The sequence below is a fragment of the Aureivirga marina genome, from assembly GCF_015767265.1.
Taxonomy (GTDB): Bacteria; Bacteroidota; Bacteroidia; order Flavobacteriales; family Flavobacteriaceae; genus Aureivirga; species Aureivirga marina.
Genome location: NZ_JADPIB010000009.1, coordinates 40,608 through 62,651 on the forward strand (window position 1 = coordinate 40,608; position 22,044 = coordinate 62,651).

Here is a 22,044-nt window from a genome sequence, read left to right on the forward strand (position 1 = left end):
ATATCTATTGTAGTGAGATTTTTAGCCAAGTACTTTTTCAACTCAAAGTACTTGGTTTTTCCTTATTAAACACCTTCTTCAATTCATACAAAACAATTTATCATCTATTAAAATGAAAGCATTAAAATACTTTTCAATTCTTTCTATTGGAATCATTATTATCGCAACATTACTTTCTTCTCAAAAGAAAAACGGAACCTATAGTGAAAAAAGTATCAAACAAATAAATGTTCAATTTCAATCTAAGTTAAATAATTTTGAAGCTAAACTTTTTACTTTTGAAAAGCTATTAAACTCTGATTTTTCTTCAAAAGAAGTTTTTACATCTTATAAGAATCTTCGAAAAGTATTCAAAAAAACAGGATTATATATTGCTTATCTGGATCCTGAAGCAAATGATCGATTTTTAAATGGAGCTCCTCTTTTAAAAATCATGAAAAAAACTCCTGAACTTTCGATTGTAGAACCAAAAGGAATGCAAGTGATTGACGAATTGATGGGAGAGAATATAAAAGAAGAAGAAATTAAAAAGGAATTACAACAAAAAGTAAGTCAATTAATCAAAAATTATAAGAATATTAAATTGTATGTTTCTCGATTAAATTTGACTGATAGACAGGTTTTTGAACTGATTCGTCAAGAGTTAATTCGAATTACAACGCTTGGAATTACTGGATTTGATACACCAGGAACTTTATTAGGAATTGCAGATGCTAAAAGTAGTTTTTCTGAAATGAAAATGCTGATTCAAGCATATGAAAGTGAAATGAGAAATATTAATAGAATTGATTTATACAAAGAAACAATTAAACAATTTGAAGAAGGAATTCAACAATTGAACAAAGATGATTTTAATTCTTTTAATCGTTTAATTTTTATCAAAAAAGTAATCAATCCTTTGTATGGAAATATTAAAAAAATGCATTTTGCTTTAGGCTATGAAACTATTGATGAGGTTTATTTTGGAAAGAAAACAACAAATTATGAAGTGGAAAATTTATTTGAAAAAAACTTTGTAAACAAAGAGTATTTTACCACATATAAAGTTGAAAAAAATCACGAAAAAGTTGTAGAGTTAGGAAAATTACTTTTCAATGATCCGATTCTTTCTTCTACAAAAAAGATGGCTTGTGTAAGTTGTCATCATGCAGATAAAGCATTTACGGACGGACAAAAAACAAGTATTTCTAATGCTGGTGAATTTGTAAAAAGAAACTCTCCAACTTTGAATTATGCAATTTTTGCTACAAAATATTTACACGATTTAAGAGCAGATAGATTAGAAGATCAATATGAACACGTAATTACTAATCCTGATGAATTTAATTCTTCTTACCAACAAATTATTAAAGACTTAAATACAAGTCCAACATACCAAAAAATGTTTTCTGAAGCTTTTGAAAACAAAGAAATTTCAACGACAACAATCGATCATGCAATTACAGCTTTTATTATGGATTTAACGCCATTTGACAATGATATCGATTTGTATTTTCAAAATAAAAAAGCAGTTTTAAAACCAGAAATTAAAAGAGGATTCAATCTTTTCACTGGAAAAGCAGCATGCGCAACATGTCATTTTATCCCTCTATATAATGGAACAGTTCCACCTGCTTATCTCGATACAGAATCTGAAGTTTTAGGCGTTCCAAAAACGAAAGAAAATCAAAAAATTATTGATGAAGATTTAGGAAGATATGGAAATAAACGTCCAAAAGAACATGCAATTCATTATAAGAATTCATTTAAAACACCAACTCTGAGAAATATTGCTAATACAGCTCCTTATATGCATAACGGTGTTTTTAATACATTGGAGGAAGTAATGGAATTTTACAATAATGGAGGAGGAGCTGGACAAGGAATGGATGTCGAAAATCAAACGTTGAGTGACGCTCCACTAAATCTTTCAGAACAAGAAATTTCAGATATTATCGCGTTTATGAAAGCACTTTCAGATAAAAAACAATTTGATGAAAAAGTAAATTTACCAACGGATTTTCCTAATAAATCATGGAATCAAAGAAAAGTAATGTCTAATTATTAAATTTTGGACGCTTCTTTTCTTTGCTTCAAAAAGACAAAGAAAAGTCAGGCTTTTCGTTACAAGTTTTATATTCAAAAAAAAGAACTTCTAAACAATTTGTGGGCTTCCGTTGGTCGCCTACATTTGTTAAGAAGTTCTAATTTTTCGAAAAACAAAAGCTTTTCACTTCAATCCTTAGCGCAAAGAAGTCGAAAAGATTCATTTCATAATTTTGTTCTTAAAGATTTCAACTGAATTTAATTGATTGTCTTTAGTGTAATATTTCCACTTTTTGATTTTCATACCTTGGAAGTATCTTCCTTCGGCTTTTAAATGTCCAGATTCATGAAAATAGTTCCATAAACCATTTTTAACGCCATTTTCATAACAACCGATTCCCTTTAACTTTCCACTTTCATAATAAGTTTTCCACTCGCCCGATTCTAAACCTTTTTCATAGTTACCTTCACTTCTCATTTTACCATTTCGAAAATAGTATGACCATTTACCATGAAGTTTCCCAAAATGGTAAATACCAATCTCTCGGAGAAGACCCGTTTCATAGTAGAATTTCCATTCGCCGTTTTGTTCATCATCGATGTAGTAACCAATTTCCACTAACTGACCATTTTTATCATAAGATTCCCATAGACCATTTCTTTTACTCTTCTCACCGTTTATTACATTTTCCAACTCTCCGTTGCTGTAATAACACTTCCATTCCCCACTTTCTAGGTTTTTCTGATAATTTCTTTCTGCTTTTAGTTTTCTACTTTTTTGATGATAAAGGGCTTTTGTTTCTACATTTTTGTTGATTGTTTTTGTTAAAGTCATTTAAGTTAGTATTTGAGATAAATAGGGACACTAAAAATAGACTTTTTATTTATATTTTGAAAATGAATATCTTAAGTTGTATGAAATAGCTTAGAGTTGTGAATTATTAAACAAAAAACAAGGGGAAATTATCGTTATTTCACCTTGTTTTTGTTTTAAAAGTTAATTTTGACTTTCAATTAAATTTGAAAAAAACTGAAGTTTATGAATAACTTTTTCATCAATTTCATCGGAATCTTTCCACGTATGAACATCTCCGATATAATTCATTTTTAAATATTTTGCACTTTCTCGAAAAGGAATAAAATAACTATCAATTTCGTCTTCACTGGATCCACAACAAAGAGCTGCCATATGTTTTCCTTCAAATTTTCTACCTAATTCTTTCTCTTTTAAAACACAATCTGTAAATCGATCAAAAAAGATTTTTAAAGTAGCGCTCATCGTATACCAATAAACTGGACTGGCAAAAATGAAAACATCATAATTCTCCAATAATTCTTTGATTAACGGAAGAAAATCGTCTTCTTGATTTTTAAATTCATAATCGAAAAGTTGTATATTTTTCGTTGATAAATCTATATAATCACAATCTAATTTTTCTTTTAAAGCTTGTGTAATATCAAAAGTATTTCCTTTGCTTCTTGAGCTTCCTTGGATGATTATTTTTTTCATAGTGTATAATTATAAGTTTCACGAATAATTTTTCCATCTTTCCAAGTCTGAAGATTAATTTCGGTCATTTGAACAGTTCCCCATTCCTTATGATCAATATCAATTTCCCAAGCAATTGCAGAAACTCCTGAACCTATCATTGTTGATACAGCTTTATAAGTTCTGATTTGTTCAATATTTCCTACAAAATTTGCTTCAAATTCTCGTCCAACCTCTTTTCCAATTCTAGGCTCTGTTTGGTTTTCTTGCGCCACCAAATCTTCATGATAAAACTTTTCGAAAGCTTCTAAAGTTTTTCCTTCTTCTACCATTTGAATTAACTCTTCAACAGATTTTTTTATTTCACTTTGTAACATCGTTTTTCGTTTTTGTATTTCTGATATTGCAAAGTTTCTACATTTAGAAATGAAAAAAATTAATCTAGTTTAAGGTTTTTTTGATTTCCATTTTTGTGCACGAAGTTTACTTAAAAATTCAGGTGTAATTCCTAAATATGAAGCAATTTGTCTTTGAGAAATTCTAGTTTCCAGAGAAGGATATTTCTTTGAAAACTCGAAATATCTTTGTTCAGCATTTAGGGAAAGTTTATGATCAATCCGATTTTCAGAAGCGATTAATGCATTTTGAAGTAAAATCCGAAACCATTTTTCCAATTTTGGAATTTTATCTAAAAGCAATTGAAAATTATCATTACTTATTTGGCTAATTTCAGAATCTTCCATTGCTTCAATAAAAAATCTAGCAGGTTCTTTTGTGATAAAACTTTTTAAATCCAACGCCCACCAATCTTCAATTGCAAAGAAAATGATGTGTTCTTCACCATTTTCTCCGATGGTAAATATTTTTAAACATCCTTTATCAATGTAAGATAAATTCGTACAAATTTCTTTTCCTTGAAGTAAAAATTCCTTCTTTTTAAGCTTTTTCAACTTTAAAAAAGATTCGATATAAGAAATTTCTTCTATAGAAAGAGAAACATGTTTTTGAATATTTTGAATAAAAGAATGTGTCATTGTTAAAGAATATGTACTTTAATTTTTTGCCAAACTTTAATTAAAAGTGCTGTGAAAATTAAAACAAAAATAGTCAGAATAATCGCTAAAGTTGTTTCACCATAAATCCAATAACCTGTAGCAAATAAACTACCATAAATCACCAAACAACCTAAAAACATTGCTAAAATTCCAGAAGGAACTGTCCATTTTTCTTTTGGATCTTTAATTTCTCGATTTTCTTTTTTTGCTTTTTCAATGATTGTTTTCCAACCGTTTCCTCCTGGTTGAATTTTTTCGTAAAAATCGAAAAGAACTTTGTCAGATTCTGGTTTTGTAAGAAAAGTAACTAAAATCCAAATGAATGTTGTAGAAAAAACTGCTATTGGCATGGAACTCCAAGCAGGTAAAATTCCACTTTCAGCCGAAAAAAGGAAAGTTTCAATCGCATCAATATGAAATAAAATAGAAATAACTCCAGAAACAAACATTGCAGTAATTTCACTCCAAGCATTAATTCTCCACCAGAACCAACGAAGAATAAATATCAATCCAGTTCCAGCACCAAACATGATAATAAAATCAAAAATTTGATCAGCATGATTTAAAAGTAAAGCGATTCCTGCGCTTAGAATCATTAAAATTAGTGTAGAAATTCGACCGATAAAAACCAATTCTTTTTCACTTGCATTTGGTCGAATTGTTTCCTTATAAAAGTCATAAACGATATAAGAAGATCCCCAATTTAAATGTGTTGAAATTGTACTCATATAAGCCGCAATTAATGAAGTCAGAACAACTCCCATTAATCCATAAGGAAGTTTTGTTAGCATTGCAGAATAAGCTAAATCATGACCTAATTTATCTTCTGTAATATCAGGAAAAGCATCATGAATACTTTGTACATCAGGGAAAATCACAAGAGAAGCCAAGGCAACTAAAATCCATGGCCAAGGACGTAAAGCATAATGAAGAATATTGAAGAAAAATGTTGCTCCAATTGCATGATTTTCATTTTTTGCAGCCAACATTCTTTGTGCAATATATCCACCACCTCCAGGTTCAGCTCCAGGATACCAAGCGCTCCACCATTGCACAGCAAGAGGAATAATTAATAAACCAATAAAAGCTTCACGATTGTCAAAAGTCGGAATGATATCAATTTTATCAACAACATTCGGATGTGTAATTAAATTAGAAATTCCTCCAACTTCAGGAAGATTCACGCAATAATACGCAGCTCCAATTGAACCAACCATTGCGACAAAAAATAACAAGAAATCAGTATAAACAACTCCTTTAAATCCACCAAGTATACTGAATAAAACTGTAACAAGAGAAGCAATTCCGATAGTTTGAAAAGGAGTTAAACCAAGCATTACTTGTCCAATTTTTATCGCAGCTAAAGTAACTCCCGACATTGCAAGAACATTAAAAATTACACCAAGATAAAGAGAACGGAAACCTCTTAAAAAACGTGCAGGTTTTCCGCCATATCGGAGAGAATAAAATTCGATATCAGTATGAACATTTGATTTTCGCCAGAGTTTTGCATAAACAAAAACAGTTAATAATCCAGTTAAAAGGAAAATCCACCAAGCCCAGTTTCCAGAAACTCCATCTTCACGAACTAATTGCGTTACCAAATTCGGTGTATCTGTAGCAAAAGTAGTAGCAACCATGGAAAAACCTAAAAGCCACCAAGGCATATTTTTTCCAGATAAAAAGAATTCATCTGTATTTTTTCCAGATTTTTTTGAGATATAAAATCCGATTCCTAAAGTAATTGCAAAAAATGTGAAAATAAAGATATAATCAATCGTATGTAATGATATCATGTAGTTTTGTTATTGATTAATTGGTATTTGCGTAAATATATAAAAAAACTTTTCAGAGAAAGAAATCATTTTTTAATAGAATAACGCAAATTTTTCTTCAAAATTTCCAAGGAAGAATCCATTATATTTGTTTAACAATTTTATTAAAAAACAATCTTTATGAAAAAATACATATTGTTGTTTGCATTGCTATTTATTTCGATAGCAATTCAAGCACAAGAAACCGTAGTTTCAGAAATAAAGCCTGTAAATATTGGACCTTCTGTGATGAGCGGAAGAATTGTAGATATTGCAGTGAATCCTAAAAATCCAACAGAGTTTTATGTTGCTTATGCTTCTGGTGGACTTTGGCATTCGAATAATAATGGAACAAGTTTAGAACCAGTTTTAGACAGTTCAGAAACGCAAAATATTGGATGTGTTTCTGTCGATTGGAAAAATGAAGTGATATATGTTGGAACTGGAGAAGTAAATTCTTCTCGTTCTTCTTATGCTGGAATTGGAATTTTAAAAAGTTCTAACAAAGGAAAAACTTGGGAAAATATTGGTTTAAAAGATTCGCAACATATCAGTAGAATTATCATTGATGAAAAGAACCCACAAGAATTAACTGTTGCTGTAATCGGTCATCTTTATACAACAAATAAAGAAAGAGGAATTTTTAAATCTTATGACGGAGGAAAAACTTGGCAGAAAACACTTTTTATTAATGAAAATACTGGAATTATCGATTTAGTTGCTTCATCAGATAATAAAAATACAATGTATGCTGCTGCTTGGGAAAGAAGTCGTAAAGCATGGAACTTTGTTGGAAGTGGAAAAGGTTCTGGGATTTATAAAAGTACAGATAAAGGAAAAACATGGAATCTTTTAACAACAGAAAAATCAGGATTTCCAACAGGTGAAGGAGTTGGAAGAATTGGTTTAGCAGCTTTTGATTCGAAGGTTATTTATGCTTTTTTAGACAATCAATTTAGAAGAGCAAAATCAGATAAAAAGGAATCTGTTAATGTGTTGACAAAAGATGATTTTAAAAATATGTCTGTAGAAACTTTTTTAAACTTAAAAGATAAAAAGTTAAACAAGTTTTTAAAACAAAATGGATTTCAAGAAAAATATAGAGCGCAAAATGTGAAAAACATGGTGAAAGAAGGAAACATTAAACCTTCTGATATTGCAAAATATTTAGAAGATGCAAATGCAATGTTATTTGATACACCTGTAAAAGGAGCGGAGCTTTATAAATCTACAGACGGAGGGAAAACATGGAGAAAAACACATAAAGATTATATCGAAGACATTTATTATTCTTATGGATATTATTTTGGTTTGGTAAAAGTAGATCCAAAAAATAGTAACAATGTATACATTGGTGGAGTTCCAATTTTAAAATCAAAAAATGGAGGAAAAACATTTATTTCTATTCAAAAAGATAACGTTCATGCTGATCATCATTCGCTTTGGATTTCACCAACACAAGAAGGGCATTTAATCAATGGAAATGATGGAGGATTGAATATTTCATATGATGATGGAGAAACTTGGATTAAATGTAATCAACCTTCAGTTGGGCAATTTTATGCTGTAAATGTTGATAATCAAAAGAATTATAATGTTTATGGAGGTTTACAAGATAATGGCGTTTGGTTTGGACCTCATAATAATGTGGAAAGTAGAGAATGGACGCAAACAGGTCATTATGCTTATGAATCTATCATGGGGGGAGATGGAATGCAAATTATGATTGACGATAGAAATCCGAATATTGTTTATACAGGATTTCAATTTGGAAATTATTATCGCTTAAATCTAGCAGATAAATCACAAAAATATATTCAACCAAAACATGATTTAGGAGAAGCGCCACTTCGTTTTAATTGGCAAACACCAATTTTACTTTCAAAACATAATCAAGATATTTTGTATTTAGGTTCGAATAAATTACATCGTTCTTTAGATAAAGGTGATAATTTTAAAGCGATTTCTGGAGACTTAACAAATGGAGGAAAAAAAGGAAATGTTGCTTTTGGAACATTAACTTCTATTGATGAATCTTCTTTTCAGTTTGGAGAATTATTAATTGGAACAGATGATGGAAATGTTCAATATTCAAAAGATGGAGGAAGTTCTTGGGAATTAATTTCTAAAAATTTACCAAAAAATCTTTGGGTTTCTAGAGTGATTTTCTCTCAATTTGAAAAAAATAGATTTTATGTTGCTTTAAATGGATATAGAAATGATGATTTTACACCTTATTTATTCATGACAGAAGATGCTGGAAAAACTTGGAAAAACATCAGTTCAAATTTACCAAATTATTCAATTAATGTTGTTCGTGAAGATTTTATAGATGAAGATATTTTATATGTTGGAACAGATAATGGTGTTTTTGTTTCTTTTGATAAAGGAGCAAATTGGCAAATTATTGATGCAAACATGCCAAAAGTTGCTGTACATGATTTAGCAATTCAAAAACAAGCGAAAGAAATGGTTATTGGAACACATGGTCGTTCGATTTATGTGATGGATTTAAATGCTGTACAACAATATAAAAAGGTGAAAAATTCAGATGTTGCAATTATTGATATTCCTAAAATTCGCTTTTCTAAAAATTGGGGAAGTGCTTGGAGCAAATGGATTGAGCCAAATACACCCAAAGAGACAATTTCTTTTTATGTTAAAGAAGCTGGTGAATATAAAATTTATATTTTAGGTGAAGATGAAAAAACGTTATTTGAAACTAAATTTAAAGCTGTAAAAGGATTTAATTTCTTTGAATATAATGTTTCTATGAATGAAAAATTAGGAAAGAAATATGCAAAGAAACACGAAGATTTTACAGTTGTTGAAGCAAAGAATGGAGAATATTATTTACCAAAAGGAAAATATCAACTAAAGATTTTAAAAGGAAAAATAAGTGATATAAAAGAATTTGAGATTAAATAAATTCAGAATTAGTTAAAAAATATAATACCATAAAAAAAGTCCAATTCTAAATTGAATTGGACTTTTAATTTATAATTTTCTATAAATTATTTTCCTTCAGCATATCTTCTAGAAACTTCATCCCAGTTGATTACATTAAAGAAAGCATTGATGTAATCAGGTCTTCTGTTTTGGTAGTTTAAATAATAAGCGTGCTCCCAAACATCTAATCCTAAGATTGGAGTTCCTCCACATCCGATTTCTGGCATTAATGGATTATCTTGGTTTGCAGAAGAACAAATTTCTACTTTTCCTCCTTTTTGAACACATAACCAAGCCCATCCAGATCCAAATCTAGTTGCAGCAGCTTTTGCAAAAGCATCTTTGAAAGACTCGAAAGAACCAAAAGCAGCATCAATTGCTTCTGCTAATTCTCCTGTTGGAGCTCCACCTCCGTTTGGAGACATGATTGTCCAAAATAAAGAGTGATTGTAGAATCCACCTCCGTTATTTCTTACAGCAGCATTTGACATATCTAAGTTTACTAAGATATCTTCAATAGATTTTCCTTCTAAATCAGTTCCTGCAATTGCATTATTTAAATTATTTGTATATCCTGCATGGTGTTTACCATGGTGAATTTCCATTGTTTTTGCATCAATATTTGGTTCTAATGCGTCGTATGCGTATGGTAATTTTGGTAATTCGAAAGCCATTTTGTTTTTAATTTTTTAAGTTAAACATAAACTATTTCAAAGGTAATGAACTATAATGAATAAAAGAAATTGATTGTTTTGATATTCCTATTATTTTTATTGATAATTAAAAATAGTTGTTTGAAAGTTAGAGTTTTATGAATTATTTCTTTTAAAACCCGAATTTTATTGCTTTATTTTTTACATCATATTCTGCTCGTCGTCATTTTTCTTCTTACGAGGTCTTTGATTTGCTTCACTTATTTTATTTGCAGCAACCATGCTTGTCACCAAATTATTTAACATATCACTTGCAGCATTTGGTGTATTAGGTAATAGAATTAAATTACTGTTTGTATCTTGTCCAATTGCTTGTAAAGTATCGTAGTGTTGTGTAATTACAATTAGAGAAGAAGCTTCCTGAGAATTGATTCCTGCTCTGTTTAATGTATCAACAGACTCTTCCAATCCACGAGCAATTTCACGTCTTTGATCTGCGATACCTTGTCCTTGTAAACGTTTACTTTCTGCCTCTGCTTTTGCTCTTTCTACAATTCGAATACGTTGTGCATCTCCTTCAAATTGTGCAGCTACTTTTTCTCTTTCTGCTGCATTAATTCTATTCATTGCATTCTTTACTTGCGAATCTGGATCAATATCTGTAACAAGTGCTTTTACGATGTTATAACCATAATTTAGCATTGCTTCTTTTAATTCTCTTTCAATTGCGATTGCAATATCATCTTTCTTTTCAAAAACATCATCTAAAATCATTTTTGGAACTTCTGCACGAACTACATCAAAGATATAAGCTGTAATCTGATCATGTGGATTTTGAAGTTTATAAAAAGCATCATATACTTTATCAGGTGAAATTTTAAACTGAACAGAAATTTTTAACTGTACAAAAACATTGTCTTTTGTTTTTGTTTCTACCATTACATCTAATTGCTGAATTTTTAAAGAAACTCTTCCAGCAATTCTGTCTATAATCGGAATTTTAAACTGTAATCCTGCATGACGAATCGATCTAAATCTTCCAAATCGCTCGATAACTGCAGTTGTTTGTTGTTTTACCATAAATAAACCAGAAACGATTATAAATAGAAGAACTATAATGTAGGGTATGTATTGATAACTCATAATTTTTAATTTTTTGCTTAAAAATACAAAAAAAGCACTTCAAATTTGAAGTGCTTTTAGATTATTTAAGACAAAATGGTTAGAAATTAACCGTTTGTTTGAATTGCGTTTTGAATTCTCTTAACAGTGTTTTCTTTTCCAATCATTTCGATGATATCAAATAAATGTGGACCTTTCATCGCTCCAACCAAACTTAAACGTAAAGGTTGCATAACTTTTCCGAATCCAACTTCTTTTGTTCCAATCCATTCTTTTACGATTGTCTCTACATTTGCAGAAGAGAAATCTTCAATAGCTTCTATCACAGAAATTAATTCTGTCATCAATTCATTTGTTCCTTCTTTCCAGTTTTTCTTTACTCCTTTTGCATCATATTCTGTAGGATTTACGAAGAAGAAATTACTTAAATCCCATAAATCATTTACAAAAACAGCTCTTTCTTTAATTAATCCAACTACTTTTTCTACAAAACCTTCGGAAGCTTCAATATTATGCTCTTTTAAAATTGGTATAAATAAAGTAGCTAATTCTTTATTCGATTTTTTCTGCATGTATTGTTGGTTGAACCATTTTGTTTTGTCTGGGCTAAATTTTGCTCCAGCTTTGCTTACTCTTTCTAAAGAAAAAGCTTCCACTAATTCTTCTAAAGAGAAAAGTTCTTGTTCTGTTCCAGGATTCCAACCTAAGAAAGCTAACATATTAATGAAAGCTTCAGAGAAATATCCATCTTCTTTATATCCTCTAGAAATTTCTCCATTTACTTCATTTGTATATTCTAACGGGAAAACAGGGAAACCTAATTTATCTCCATCACGTTTGCTTAATTTTCCTTTTCCAACAGGTTTTAAAATCAATGGTAAATGTGCAAATTTTGGGGCATCCCATCCAAAAGCTTCATATAATAAGAAATGAAGTGGAAGAGAAGGTAACCATTCTTCACCACGAATTACATGCGTGATTTCCATTAAATGATCATCTACAATATTTGCTAAATGATATGTTGGCATTCCATCTGATTTAAATAAAACTTTATCATCTAAAGTATTTGTATCAATTGAAATTTCACCACGAATCTCATCTGAAAGTTTTAAAATTCTATCTGCTGGAGTTTTAAAACGAATTACATATTTTTCTCCTGCAGCAATTTTTGCTTCAACTTCTTCTTTAGAAAGTGCAAGAGAATTATCTAATTGTTCTCTATTATGATGACTATAACTAAAAGTTTGACCTTTTTCTTCGTGTTCTTTTCTTTGTGCGTCTAAAGCTTCTGCCGAATCGAAAGCATAATATGCTTTTCCTTCTTCGATTAACTTAAAAGCATAATCTTTATACATCGCTTTACGTTCCGATTGACGATAAGGACCAAATTTTTCATTTTTTCCTGGACCTTCATCAAAAGGAATTTCACACCAATTTAAAGAATCAATAATGTACTGTTCGGCATTTGCAACATATCTTGTTTGATCTGTATCTTCAATTCTTAACACAAATGTTCCATTGTGTTTTTTTGCAAATAAATAATTAAATAATGCTGTTCTTACACCTCCCATATGCAATGGTCCTGTTGGACTAGGTGCAAATCGTACTCGAACGTCTGTAGTCATGATTTTGATTTTTTTCTGCCGCAAAGATAATGATTTGTAGAAAGTATTTGAAAAAGTGGATTTAAAGTTTAGGAAAAGGTTTTTTGATAATTTTTATATTTGCTTTAAAAAATGTTAGGAAAAAGTTTGATATTAATTTTATTCGTATTATTTACAAGTAAAAATTTAGCTCAAAATACTTTTCATTTTGTTAATGATGAAAAATTAGACACTATTTCTTATTATTCTCTTCATATATATTCTAAAAATAAGGAAAAGAAACTTTTACCAAATGAAAATAATGGAATAGAATTGACTAAAAAAATAATTCGTAAAGCAGATTCAATTGTAATACATTTTGATTCTTGGTATAAGGAAAATATTCCTAAAAAAGCATTTCATAATTCATTAATATTTATTAGGAAACAACTTTATATTGGAGAAGTTGAATTAAACTCAAATAAAATTCAGACTTTAGGAACTATAAATAATTTGTATAAAAAAGGTCATTATTATGGTTATGAGATTGGAAGTTTAAATTCATTTCCTATAGATACTTTAATTAAAATTAAAAAATTTAGTATTTACATTCGAAATACAAAATATAAAAATTCTGAATTAATACCAGAAATATTTGTTGCAGATAGTTTAAATGACCCAAACAAAATATATTTATATCCACATCAAAAGATTATGAAAATTAATAGGAAAATCAAACACGAATGGTTTGATATTCCTATTAAAACTTTTGTAAATAAAAATAAATCAAAAATATTTATGGGTTTTGTTAGTCATACAAATTTTACAATTGCTTTTGGAAGAGTGTATTTAGAAAATAATATTTTTCTTAATAATTTTTCAGGAAGATTGGGGCTTTATGGAAATGAAATTTGGTATGGTAAACAAAGATTCTCAATAATGAAGCGTTTTGGAATTCCTGCTGTGAAAATTGAATATGAATATCTAGAATAAAAAAATCCAGACACAAAGCATCTGGATTTTTTAGATAAAATAATATTAATATAAAATTACAAATCAAATTCTAAATCAACGTTTAGTTTTTTAGCAATGATTTGATTTATTTTCTGTTTTAAAGCAGGAACTTTTACATGATCTAAAGCTTCATTTGCGAAAGCATACATTAATAAAGCTTTTGCGTTTTCCTTAGAAATTCCTCTTTGCTGCATATAGAATAAAGCGCTTTCATCTAATTGTCCAATTGTACAACCGTGAGAACATTTTACATCATCTGCAAATATTTCTAATTGAGGTTTTGCATTAATTGCTGCAGAATCTCCAATTAAAATATTATTATTTTGTTGGAAAGCATTTGTTTTTTGAGCTTCTTTTTCCACAACTACTTTTCCGTTGAAAACTCCATTTGATTTGTCATCAAAAATACCTTTGTATAATTCATGACTTTCACAATTTGGATGTTTGTGGTGAACTAAAGTATGGTTGTCAACTAATTGTTTTCCTCCAATAATTGAAAGACCATTTAAGTTAGAAGTAATATGCTCTCCTTCGTGGTAAAATTCTAAATTATTTCTCGTCAATTTTCCTCCAAAAGAAAAAGTATGCACAGAAGCAATACTATCTTGTTTTTGTGATACAAAAGTACTGTCAATTAAAGAAGCATTTTCTGTGTCATTTTGAACCTTGTAATAGTCTACAATTCCTCTTTTATGAACGAAAATTTCAGTAACGCTATTTGTTAGAGTTACATTAGATTCGCTTAAGTTTTGGTGACGTTCAATAATTTGAACGTGAGAATTTTCACCGACAATTACAAGATTTCTTGGCTGAACTAACAATTCTTTTTCAGTTCCTGTAGAGAAATTTAAAATTTGAATTGCTTTTGGAACAACCGTATTTTTAGGAATATTGATAAAAGCTCCTTCTTTAGAAAAAGCAGTATTTAAATTTGCTAAACTTTGATCTTCTTTTGCAATTGTATTAAAATAATTGTCAACGATCATTTTATATTTTGGTTTAGAAAGAGCAGAAGACATTACGCAAATATCTAAACCATCATGTGTAGCATCAGAAAGAAAAGAGTTAAAAACTCCATCGATAAAAACTAATTTATACGATTCTATTCCGTGTACAAAGTATTTTTTTACATCACTTAAATCAATGTTTGAAGAAGCTTTTGGAAAAATACTATAATCATGATTTAATACAGAACGTAAGCTAGTATATTTCCACTCTTCATCCTTTTTTGTTGGGAATCCTTGAGTTTCGAAATTATTGATAGCTTTTGTTCTAATGTCATGAATACTAGAATCCAAGTCAATGCTTGCATTGTTTTCAAACGCCAAAAATGATGATACTAATTTATCTTTTAATTCCATTTCATCTAAATTCAAAGCCATTTTGTTTTCGAGAATTAATTTACTTAAAGGTAAATATCAATTCTTTAAAAAACAAAAAAGCATTAACTATTTTTAATCCAATCGTATCCTTTTTCTTCTAATTCTAGAGCTAATTCTTTTCCTCCAGATTTAACGATTTTTCCATCGTGTAAAACGTGTACAAAATCAGGAACGATATAATCTAATAATCTTTGGTAGTGTGTAATTACGATTACAGCATTATCCTCAGATTTTAATTTATTTACTCCATTTGCAACAATACGTAATGCATCGATATCTAAACCAGAATCCGTTTCATCTAAGATTGCTAATTTAGGTTCTAACATTGCCATTTGGAAAATCTCATTTCTTTTCTTTTCTCCTCCTGAAAATCCTTCATTTAAAGAACGAGATAAGAATTTGCGATCGATTTCTAATAATTCAGATTTCTCACGAATTGTTTTCAACAAATCTTTGGCTGGCATTTCTTCCAATCCTTTTGCTTTTCTTGTTTCGTTGATTGCAGATTTGATGAAGTTTGTTACCGTTACACCTGGAATTTCAACAGGATATTGGAATGATAAAAATATACCTTTGTGTGCTCTTTCTTCTGGAGCTAATTCGATGATATCTTCATCATCTAAGATGATTTCTCCTTCTGAAACTTCATAATCTTCTCTTCCAGCAATAACAGAAGATAAAGTACTTTTTCCAGCACCGTTTGGTCCCATGATTGCGTGTACTTCTCCTGGTTTTACTTCTAAGTTAATCCCTTTTAGGATTTCTTTTTCGTTAATACTTGCGTGTAGATTGTTAATTTTTAACATCGTAATATATTTTTATCCTACAGATCCTTCTAAACTAATTTCTAATAATTTTTGTGCTTCTACAGCGAACTCCATTGGAAGTTTATTCAATACTTCTTTACTAAATCCGTTTACAATTAATGCAATCGCTTTTTCCGTATCGATTCCTCTTTGGTTACAATAGAATAATTGATCTTCACCAATTTTACTTGTAGTTGCCTCGTGCTCGATTTGAGCTGTTTTATTTTTTGCTTCAATATATGGGAAAGTGTGTGCTCCACATTCATTACCCATTAATAAAGAATCACATTGAGAGAAGTTACGCGCATTTTCAGCTCTAGCTCCAATTTGCACTAATCCTCTATAACTATTTTGTGATTTTCCAGCAGAAACTCCCTTAGAAATAATAGTACTTTTTGTATTTTTTCCTAAGTGAATCATTTTTGTTCCTGTATCTGCTTGTTGGAAATGGTTTGTTACTGCTATAGAATAAAATTCTCCAACAGAATTATCTCCTTTTAATACACAAGATGGATATTTCCAAGTTACAGCTGAACCTGTTTCTACTTGTGTCCAAGAAATTTTTGCGTTTTTCTCGCAAAGTCCTCTTTTTGTTACAAAGTTGAAAACTCCTCCTTTTCCTTCTGCATCACCAGGGAACCAGTTTTGTACAGTTGAATATTTGATTTCAGCATCATCCAAAGCGATTAATTCAACCACAGCAGCGTGTAATTGGTTTTCATCTCTTTGTGGCGCTGTACATCCTTCTAAGTAACTTACATAACTTCCTTCATCAGCAATTACTAAAGTACGCTCAAATTGTCCTGTTCCTCCTTCGTTAATTCTAAAATATGTAGAAAGTTCCATTGGACATCTTACACCTTTTGGAATATAACAGAATGAACCATCTGAGAATACAGCAGAATTTAATGCTGCATAGAAGTTATCTGTTTTAGGAACAATTGATCCTATATATTTTTTTACTAATTCTGGGTGATTTTGAATTGCTTCTGAAATAGAACAGAAGATAATTCCTTTTTCAGCTAAAGTTTCTTTGAAAGTTGTAGCAACAGAAACAGAATCCATTACGATATCTACGGCTACACCAGCAAGTTTCTTTTGCTCGTCTAATGAAATACCTAACTTATTAAATGTTTCTAATAATTCAGGATCTACTTCATCCAAACTTTCATATTTATCTTTTTTCTTTGGAGCAGAATAATAGCTAATGTCTTGAAAATTTGGTTTTTCATATTTAACATTTGCCCATTCTGGTTCTTCCATATCTTGCCAAATGCGGAAAGCTTCTAAACGCCATTCCGTCATCCATTCTGGCTCGTTTTTCTTTTTAGAAATGGCTCTTACGATATCCTCATTCAGTCCTTTTGGAAAAGTTTCTGATTCGATATCAGTATAAAAACCATATTCATATTCTTTATGTTCTAACTCCTTCTTTAAGTCGTCTTCAGTAAACTTATTCATAATGTCGTATAAAAAAGATGTACAAAAGTACTAAATCTTATTTTGTTTATAATGAAAAACTTTCTCCACAACCACAAGTTCTGCTTGCGTTTGGATTTTTAAACACAAAACCTGTCCCGTTTAAACCACCAGAATATTCTAAAGTAGTTCCAACTAAGTATAGAAAACTCTTTTTGTCCACAATAATTTTTACACCATTATCTTCAAAAATTTTATCGTCTTCCCCTTGTGAATTGTCAAATTTCAAATCATAGGAAAGTCCGGAGCAACCACCACTTTTTACGCCCACACGAACGTAATCTGTTTCTGGGTTAAAACCATCGTCTGTCATTAACTCAATGACTTTCTTTTTAGCTGTATCTGAAACTTTTATCATAATTTTTAGGTAGATTAAGTCTAATTTCTTTGCAAAGGTATTACTTTTATATGATATTTATCATGTTTAATATATTAATATAATTAATATTACGATAGTTATCATCTATGAAAGTGTATCTTTGCAAAGTAAATCAATAACAAATTATTATGAAAAGACTCTTACCTTTTATTTTGTTTTTAAGCGTAATTTTAACAAATGCGCAGGAGGGTTCGGATCGAATTTCTCTTTTATTTATTGGTGATTTTATGGGACATATGGACCAAATCAACGCTGCTTATAATAAACAGACTAAAACCTACGATTATACAGAATGCTTTAAATATATTAAGGAAACTTTGTCAGAACCAGATGTTGCTATTGGAAATCTTGAAGTTACTTTAGGAATTAAACCTTATTCTGGTTATCCACAATTTAGTTCTCCTGAATCTTATGCTTCTGCGATTAAAGAAGCTGGAGTAGATGTATTGATGACAGCAAATAATCATTCTTGTGATAAAAGAAAAAAAGGAGTTGAAAAAACAATTGCTGTTTTAGATTCTTTGGATATTGCACATACAGGAACGTTTATCAATAGTGAAGTAAAACAAAAAACTTCTCCTTTAATTATTGAGAAAAACGGATTTAAAATCGCAATTATCAACTTTACTTACGGAACTAATGGAATTCCGCCAACAAAGCCAAATGTGGTTAATTATTTAGATAAAAAAGTGGTTAAAGCAGATATTGATAAAGCAAAAGCTGCTAATGCAGATCAAATAATTGCTTTTGTTCATTGGGGTAAAGAATATAAAGATTTACCATCACAATATCAGAAAGATTGGTACGCTTTCTTTAAAAAAGAAGGAATTACAATGGTAATCGGTGCGCATCCACATGTTTTACAACCAATGGTTTTTGACAAAGAAAGTGGTAACTTTGTCGCCTATTCTTTAGGAAACTTTGTTTCGCATCAAAGAACTTTTCCCAGAGATGGAGGAGCAGTATTAAAAATAGATTTAGTAAAAGACAACGAAAACAATACATTTATTGACAAAGCTGAGTATAAGTTAACTTGGGTTTATGAGCCAATTGTAAATGGACAGAAACAATATTACATTTTACCAGTTTCAGAATTTGAAACAAATCAGAAATTCTTTAAAAGAAAAACTGATTACGATAAAATGATGCGTTTTACAAAACATGCAAGAACTTTGCTTGGTAAGGAAAACAAAAATGTTACGGAATATAAATAAACGATTAAAATAATGATAGAAGATAAAAATCCTAAAAGAACAAGTATTGGAGAGCTTGGAGAGTTTGGTTTGATTGAGTACTTGACAAAAAATATTAAAATTTCTCATTCTTCTACCATAAAAGGTATTGGTGATGATGCTGCTGTTTTAGATTTTAAAAATAAAAAAGCTGTAGTTTCGACAGATTTATTAGTAGAAGGAGTGCATTTTGATTTGGCTTATATGCCGATAAAACATCTTGGATATAAAGCTGTAATGGTGAATTTATCGGATGTTTATGCAATGAATGCAGAAGCTACACATATTACAGTTTCTATTGCAATTTCTAATAGATTTCCATTGGAAGCTGTGGAAGAATTATATAAAGGAATTCGTTTGGCTTGTGAGAAATATAATATTGATTTAATAGGTGGTGATACAACATCTTCTACAAAAGGAATGTTGATTTCTGTTACTGCTTTTGGTGAAGCAAACGAGGAAGATATCGTTTATAGAAATGGAGCAAATAGCGGAGATTTATTAGTAGTTACTGGTGATATTGGTGGTGCTTATTTAGGTTTACAAGTTTTGGAAAGAGAAAAACAAGTTTTCCAAGTAAATCCAAATATGCAACCTGATTTAGATATGTATTCTTACATAATCGAAAGACAATTAAAACCAGAAGCAAGAAAAGATATTCCTGGACTTTTAAAAGCTTTAGATATCAAACCAACAAGTATGATTGATGTTTCTGATGGACTTTCGTCTGAGATTCTACATATTTGTAAACAATCAAAAGTTGGTTGTAATCTTTTTGAAGAAAAAATTCCTTTAGATCCACAAGTAATTTCTACATGTGAAGAATTTAAAGTTGATAGTACAACAATGGCTCTAAGTGGAGGTGAAGATTATGAATTGCTTTTTACAATCAAACAAGAAGATTATCCTAAAATTAAAGCAAATCCAAACTTTACAATTATTGGACACATGACACCAGAAGATGAAGGTGTGCATTTGATTACAAGAGCGAATCAAAAAGTAGAAATGGTTGCGAAAGGTTGGAATCCATTAAAAAAAGACGAAGAATAAAAATTTTATTAAATAGTTTTAAAGAAACCGAGGAGAAATCCTTGGTTTTTTGTTTAAAAGTAAATCCAAAGCAAGTAAATTCTAGCAACAATTTAATTTTACTAGCTTTGTAAAAAATTAGATTATTGTGAATTATCTTTCAGTTGAAAATATATCCAAAGCATTTGGAGAACGAGTTTTATTTGAAAATTTATCGTTTGGAATTAATAAAGATCAAAAAGTAGCATTTGTAGCAAAAAATGGAAGTGGAAAAACTTCAATTTTAAATATTATTGCTGGAAATGATACTCCAGATTCAGGGCAAATTATTACAAGAAAAGGAATTACGATTGCATTTCTTGCGCAAACCGATACTTTTAATCCTGAATTGACAATTGAAGAAGCTATTTTTCATACCGAAAATCAAACGTTGAAAATTATTCAACAATATGAAAAAGCTTTGAAAAACCCAGAAAACGAAGAAGCTTACCAAAAAGCTTTTGAATTGATGGATCAACACAATGCTTGGGATTTTGAAACACAATACAAACAAATTCTTTCTAAACTTAAATTAGAAAATATTAATACAAAAATCAGCGGTTTATCTGGAGGACAAAGAAAACGTCTTGCACTTGCAATCGCACTGATTAATAAACCAGATTTATTAATTCTTGATGAGCCAACAAACCATTTAGATTTAGAAATGATTGAATGGTTAGAAAAATATTTTGCAAAAGAAAAAATGACACTTTTCATGGTAACACATGATCGTTATTTTTTAGAAAGAGTTTGTAATGAAATCATCGAATTAGATCATGGAAAATTATATCGATATAAAGGAAATTATTCTTATTATTTAGAGAAGAAAGAAGAACGAATTGCTATTGAACAACTTTCTGTAGAAAAAGCGAAAAATCTATTTAATAAAGAATTAGATTGGATGCGTAGACAGCCAAAAGCTAGAACTACAAAATCGAAATCTAGAATTGATGATTTCTTTGAGATTAAGAAAAAAGCACACCAAAGAAGAAAAGATCATGTCGTTCAGTTGGAAATCAATATGGAACGTATGGGAAGTAAAATCTTAGAGCTTCATAATATTGGAAAATCATATGGTGATTTAAAGATTTTAGAGCAATTTGAATATGTTTTTAAAAAGGGAGAAAGAATTGGAATCATTGGGAAAAATGGAACAGGAAAATCTACTTTTTTAAATATTATTACAGGAAAAGAGCAAGTTGATGCAGGAAAAGTTGTTCCAGGAGAAACAATTAAATTTGGATATTATTCACAGAAAGGAATTAAAATCAAAGAAGGACAGAAAGTTATTGAAGTGATTAAAGAGTTTGGTGAATATATTCCTCTTACAAAAGGAAGAAAAATTTCAGCTGCTCAACTTTTAGAACGTTTTCTTTTTGATAGAAAAAAGCAATATGATTATGTAGAAAAATTAAGCGGAGGAGAACAAAAACGCCTTTATTTATGTGCAGTTTTAATTCAGAATCCAAACTTTTTAATTCTGGATGAGCCAACGAATGATTTGGATATTGTGACTTTAAATGTTCTGGAAAGTTTCTTATTAGATTATCCTGGAAATTTAATTGTGGTTTCGCATGATCGTTATTTTATGGATAAAATTGTAGATCATCTATTTGTTTTTAGAGGAAATGCTGTAATTGAAGATTTTCCTGGAAATTATTCTGATTTCCGAGTTTATGAAGATTCTACACCAAAAGAAGAAACTCCGAAAAAAGAAAAAATAGAAAAAGTTGCCAAAGAAAAAACTACGAAAGTTAAACTAAGCTACAATGAAAAGAGAGAGTTTGATAATTTGGAAAAAGACATTGCAACTTTAGAAGAAAAGAAAAAAGAAATCGAAGTGCTTTTTGCAAATGGAGAAGTAGAAGATGTACAGAAAACTTCGATGGAATTACAAGAAATAATGAATAGTATAGAAGAAAAAGAAGAACGCTGGTTTGAAATTTCTTCAAAATTGGAAGGAGAATAATTTTTAATTTTCCTTTGAAATAAGT

General features: G+C 29.8%; 18 protein-coding genes and 2 pseudogenes. 8 read left to right on the forward strand and 12 right to left on the reverse strand.

Going from position 1 to position 22,044, the window contains the following annotated elements:
• Positions 1-112: 112 nt before the first annotated feature.
• Positions 113-2,047 carry a cytochrome-c peroxidase gene (locus I1A51_RS15970; RefSeq protein ID WP_196895729.1) on the forward strand — a complete coding sequence of 645 codons (1,935 nt, stop codon included), beginning with the start codon at positions 113-115 and terminating at the stop codon, positions 2,045-2,047.
• Between the two features lie 198 nt (positions 2,048-2,245).
• Here I1A51_RS15970 and I1A51_RS15975 read toward each other — a convergent pair whose 3' ends face one another.
• The 5 genes from I1A51_RS15975 to I1A51_RS15995 all read right to left on the reverse strand — a co-directional run bounded on the left by I1A51_RS15975 (position 2,246) and on the right by I1A51_RS15995 (position 6,365).
• The gene (locus I1A51_RS15975; protein ID WP_196895731.1) at positions 2,246-2,860 is read right to left on the reverse strand and encodes a toxin-antitoxin system YwqK family antitoxin; all 615 of its coding nucleotides are present in this window, start codon (positions 2,858-2,860) and stop codon (positions 2,246-2,248) included.
• Positions 2,861-3,022: 162 nt separating this feature from the next.
• Positions 3,023-3,535 (reverse strand): flavodoxin family protein, encoded by a 513-nt coding sequence (locus I1A51_RS15980; RefSeq protein ID WP_196895733.1) that lies wholly within the window; start codon positions 3,533-3,535, stop codon positions 3,023-3,025.
• The gene (locus I1A51_RS15985; protein ID WP_196895734.1) at positions 3,532-3,891 is read right to left on the reverse strand and encodes a SnoaL-like domain-containing protein; all 360 of its coding nucleotides are present in this window, start codon (positions 3,889-3,891) and stop codon (positions 3,532-3,534) included. Before I1A51_RS15985 ends, I1A51_RS15980 begins: the two co-directional genes overlap by 4 nt.
• A 69-nt stretch (positions 3,892-3,960) precedes the next feature.
• Positions 3,961-4,548, reverse strand: a complete 588-nt coding sequence (locus I1A51_RS15990; protein WP_196895735.1) for a Crp/Fnr family transcriptional regulator — start codon at positions 4,546-4,548, stop codon at positions 3,961-3,963.
• Positions 4,549-4,550: 2 nt separating this feature from the next.
• Positions 4,551-6,365 carry a sodium:solute symporter family protein gene (locus tag I1A51_RS15995; RefSeq protein WP_196895736.1) on the reverse strand — a complete coding sequence of 605 codons (1,815 nt, stop codon included), beginning with the start codon at positions 6,363-6,365 and terminating at the stop codon, positions 4,551-4,553.
• Between the two features lie 159 nt (positions 6,366-6,524).
• Between I1A51_RS15995 and I1A51_RS16000 the strand changes: the two genes are divergently transcribed.
• On the forward strand, positions 6,525-9,311 hold the full coding sequence (locus I1A51_RS16000) for a VPS10 domain-containing protein (RefSeq protein ID WP_196895737.1): 2,787 nt from the start codon (positions 6,525-6,527) through the stop codon (positions 9,309-9,311).
• Between the two features lie 86 nt (positions 9,312-9,397).
• Here the strand turns inward: I1A51_RS16000 and I1A51_RS16005 are convergent, their stop codons facing one another.
• The 3 genes from I1A51_RS16005 to gltX all read right to left on the reverse strand — a co-directional run bounded on the left by I1A51_RS16005 (position 9,398) and on the right by gltX (position 12,732).
• Complete coding sequence (locus I1A51_RS16005) at positions 9,398-10,006, reverse strand: superoxide dismutase (protein WP_196895738.1); 609 nt, start codon at positions 10,004-10,006, stop codon at positions 9,398-9,400.
• A 180-nt stretch (positions 10,007-10,186) separates the two neighbouring features.
• Positions 10,187-11,128: an SPFH domain-containing protein gene (locus tag I1A51_RS16010; protein WP_196895739.1), complete on the reverse strand. Its 942-nt coding sequence runs from the start codon at positions 11,126-11,128 to the stop codon at positions 10,187-10,189.
• A gap of 86 nt (positions 11,129-11,214) precedes the next feature.
• A complete protein-coding gene (gene gltX / locus I1A51_RS16015; protein ID WP_196895741.1) occupies positions 11,215-12,732 on the reverse strand; it encodes a glutamate--tRNA ligase in 1,518 nt (505 codons plus the stop codon).
• Positions 12,733-12,843: 111 nt separating this feature from the next.
• Between gltX and I1A51_RS16020 the strand changes: the two genes are divergently transcribed.
• Positions 12,844-13,683, forward strand: a complete 840-nt coding sequence (locus I1A51_RS16020; protein WP_196895743.1) for a hypothetical protein — start codon at positions 12,844-12,846, stop codon at positions 13,681-13,683.
• A gap of 56 nt (positions 13,684-13,739) precedes the next feature.
• On the opposite strand, the gene sufD is transcribed toward I1A51_RS16020, so the two are convergent.
• From sufD to I1A51_RS16040, 4 genes are all read right to left on the reverse strand, one after another.
• On the reverse strand, positions 13,740-15,065 hold the full coding sequence (gene sufD, locus I1A51_RS16025; protein WP_196895935.1) for a Fe-S cluster assembly protein SufD: 1,326 nt from the start codon (positions 15,063-15,065) through the stop codon (positions 13,740-13,742).
• 83 nt (positions 15,066-15,148) lie between these two features.
• A complete protein-coding gene (gene sufC / locus I1A51_RS16030; protein ID WP_196885687.1) occupies positions 15,149-15,892 on the reverse strand; it encodes a Fe-S cluster assembly ATPase SufC in 744 nt (247 codons plus the stop codon).
• A gap of 12 nt (positions 15,893-15,904) precedes the next feature.
• On the reverse strand, positions 15,905-17,353 hold the full coding sequence (gene sufB / locus I1A51_RS16035) for a Fe-S cluster assembly protein SufB (RefSeq protein WP_196895745.1): 1,449 nt from the start codon (positions 17,351-17,353) through the stop codon (positions 15,905-15,907).
• A gap of 46 nt (positions 17,354-17,399) precedes the next feature.
• Positions 17,400-17,729, reverse strand: a complete 330-nt coding sequence (locus I1A51_RS16040; RefSeq protein WP_196895747.1) for a HesB/IscA family protein — start codon at positions 17,727-17,729, stop codon at positions 17,400-17,402.
• A 149-nt stretch (positions 17,730-17,878) separates the two neighbouring features.
• Here I1A51_RS16040 and I1A51_RS16045 point away from each other — a divergent pair, with 149 nt between their 5' ends.
• The 5 genes and pseudogenes from I1A51_RS16045 to I1A51_RS17790 all read left to right on the forward strand — a co-directional run bounded on the left by I1A51_RS16045 (position 17,879) and on the right by I1A51_RS17790 (position 22,019).
• Positions 17,879-18,964: a CapA family protein gene (locus tag I1A51_RS16045; protein ID WP_196895749.1), complete on the forward strand. Its 1,086-nt coding sequence runs from the start codon at positions 17,879-17,881 to the stop codon at positions 18,962-18,964.
• A gap of 12 nt (positions 18,965-18,976) precedes the next feature.
• Positions 18,977-20,032: a thiamine-phosphate kinase gene (thiL, locus tag I1A51_RS16050; protein WP_196895750.1), complete on the forward strand. Its 1,056-nt coding sequence runs from the start codon at positions 18,977-18,979 to the stop codon at positions 20,030-20,032.
• Between the two features lie 127 nt (positions 20,033-20,159).
• Positions 20,160-20,990 (forward strand): annotated as a pseudogene (locus tag I1A51_RS17780) (ABC-F family ATP-binding cassette domain-containing protein); the annotation flags it as partial.
• Positions 20,991-21,173: 183 nt separating this feature from the next.
• Positions 21,174-21,488: pseudogene (locus I1A51_RS17785) on the forward strand (ATP-binding cassette domain-containing protein); the annotation flags it as partial.
• Between the two features lie 150 nt (positions 21,489-21,638).
• The gene (locus tag I1A51_RS17790) at positions 21,639-22,019 is read left to right on the forward strand and encodes a hypothetical protein (protein ID WP_449500866.1); all 381 of its coding nucleotides are present in this window, start codon (positions 21,639-21,641) and stop codon (positions 22,017-22,019) included.
• The last annotated feature ends 25 nt before the right edge of the window (positions 22,020-22,044 follow it).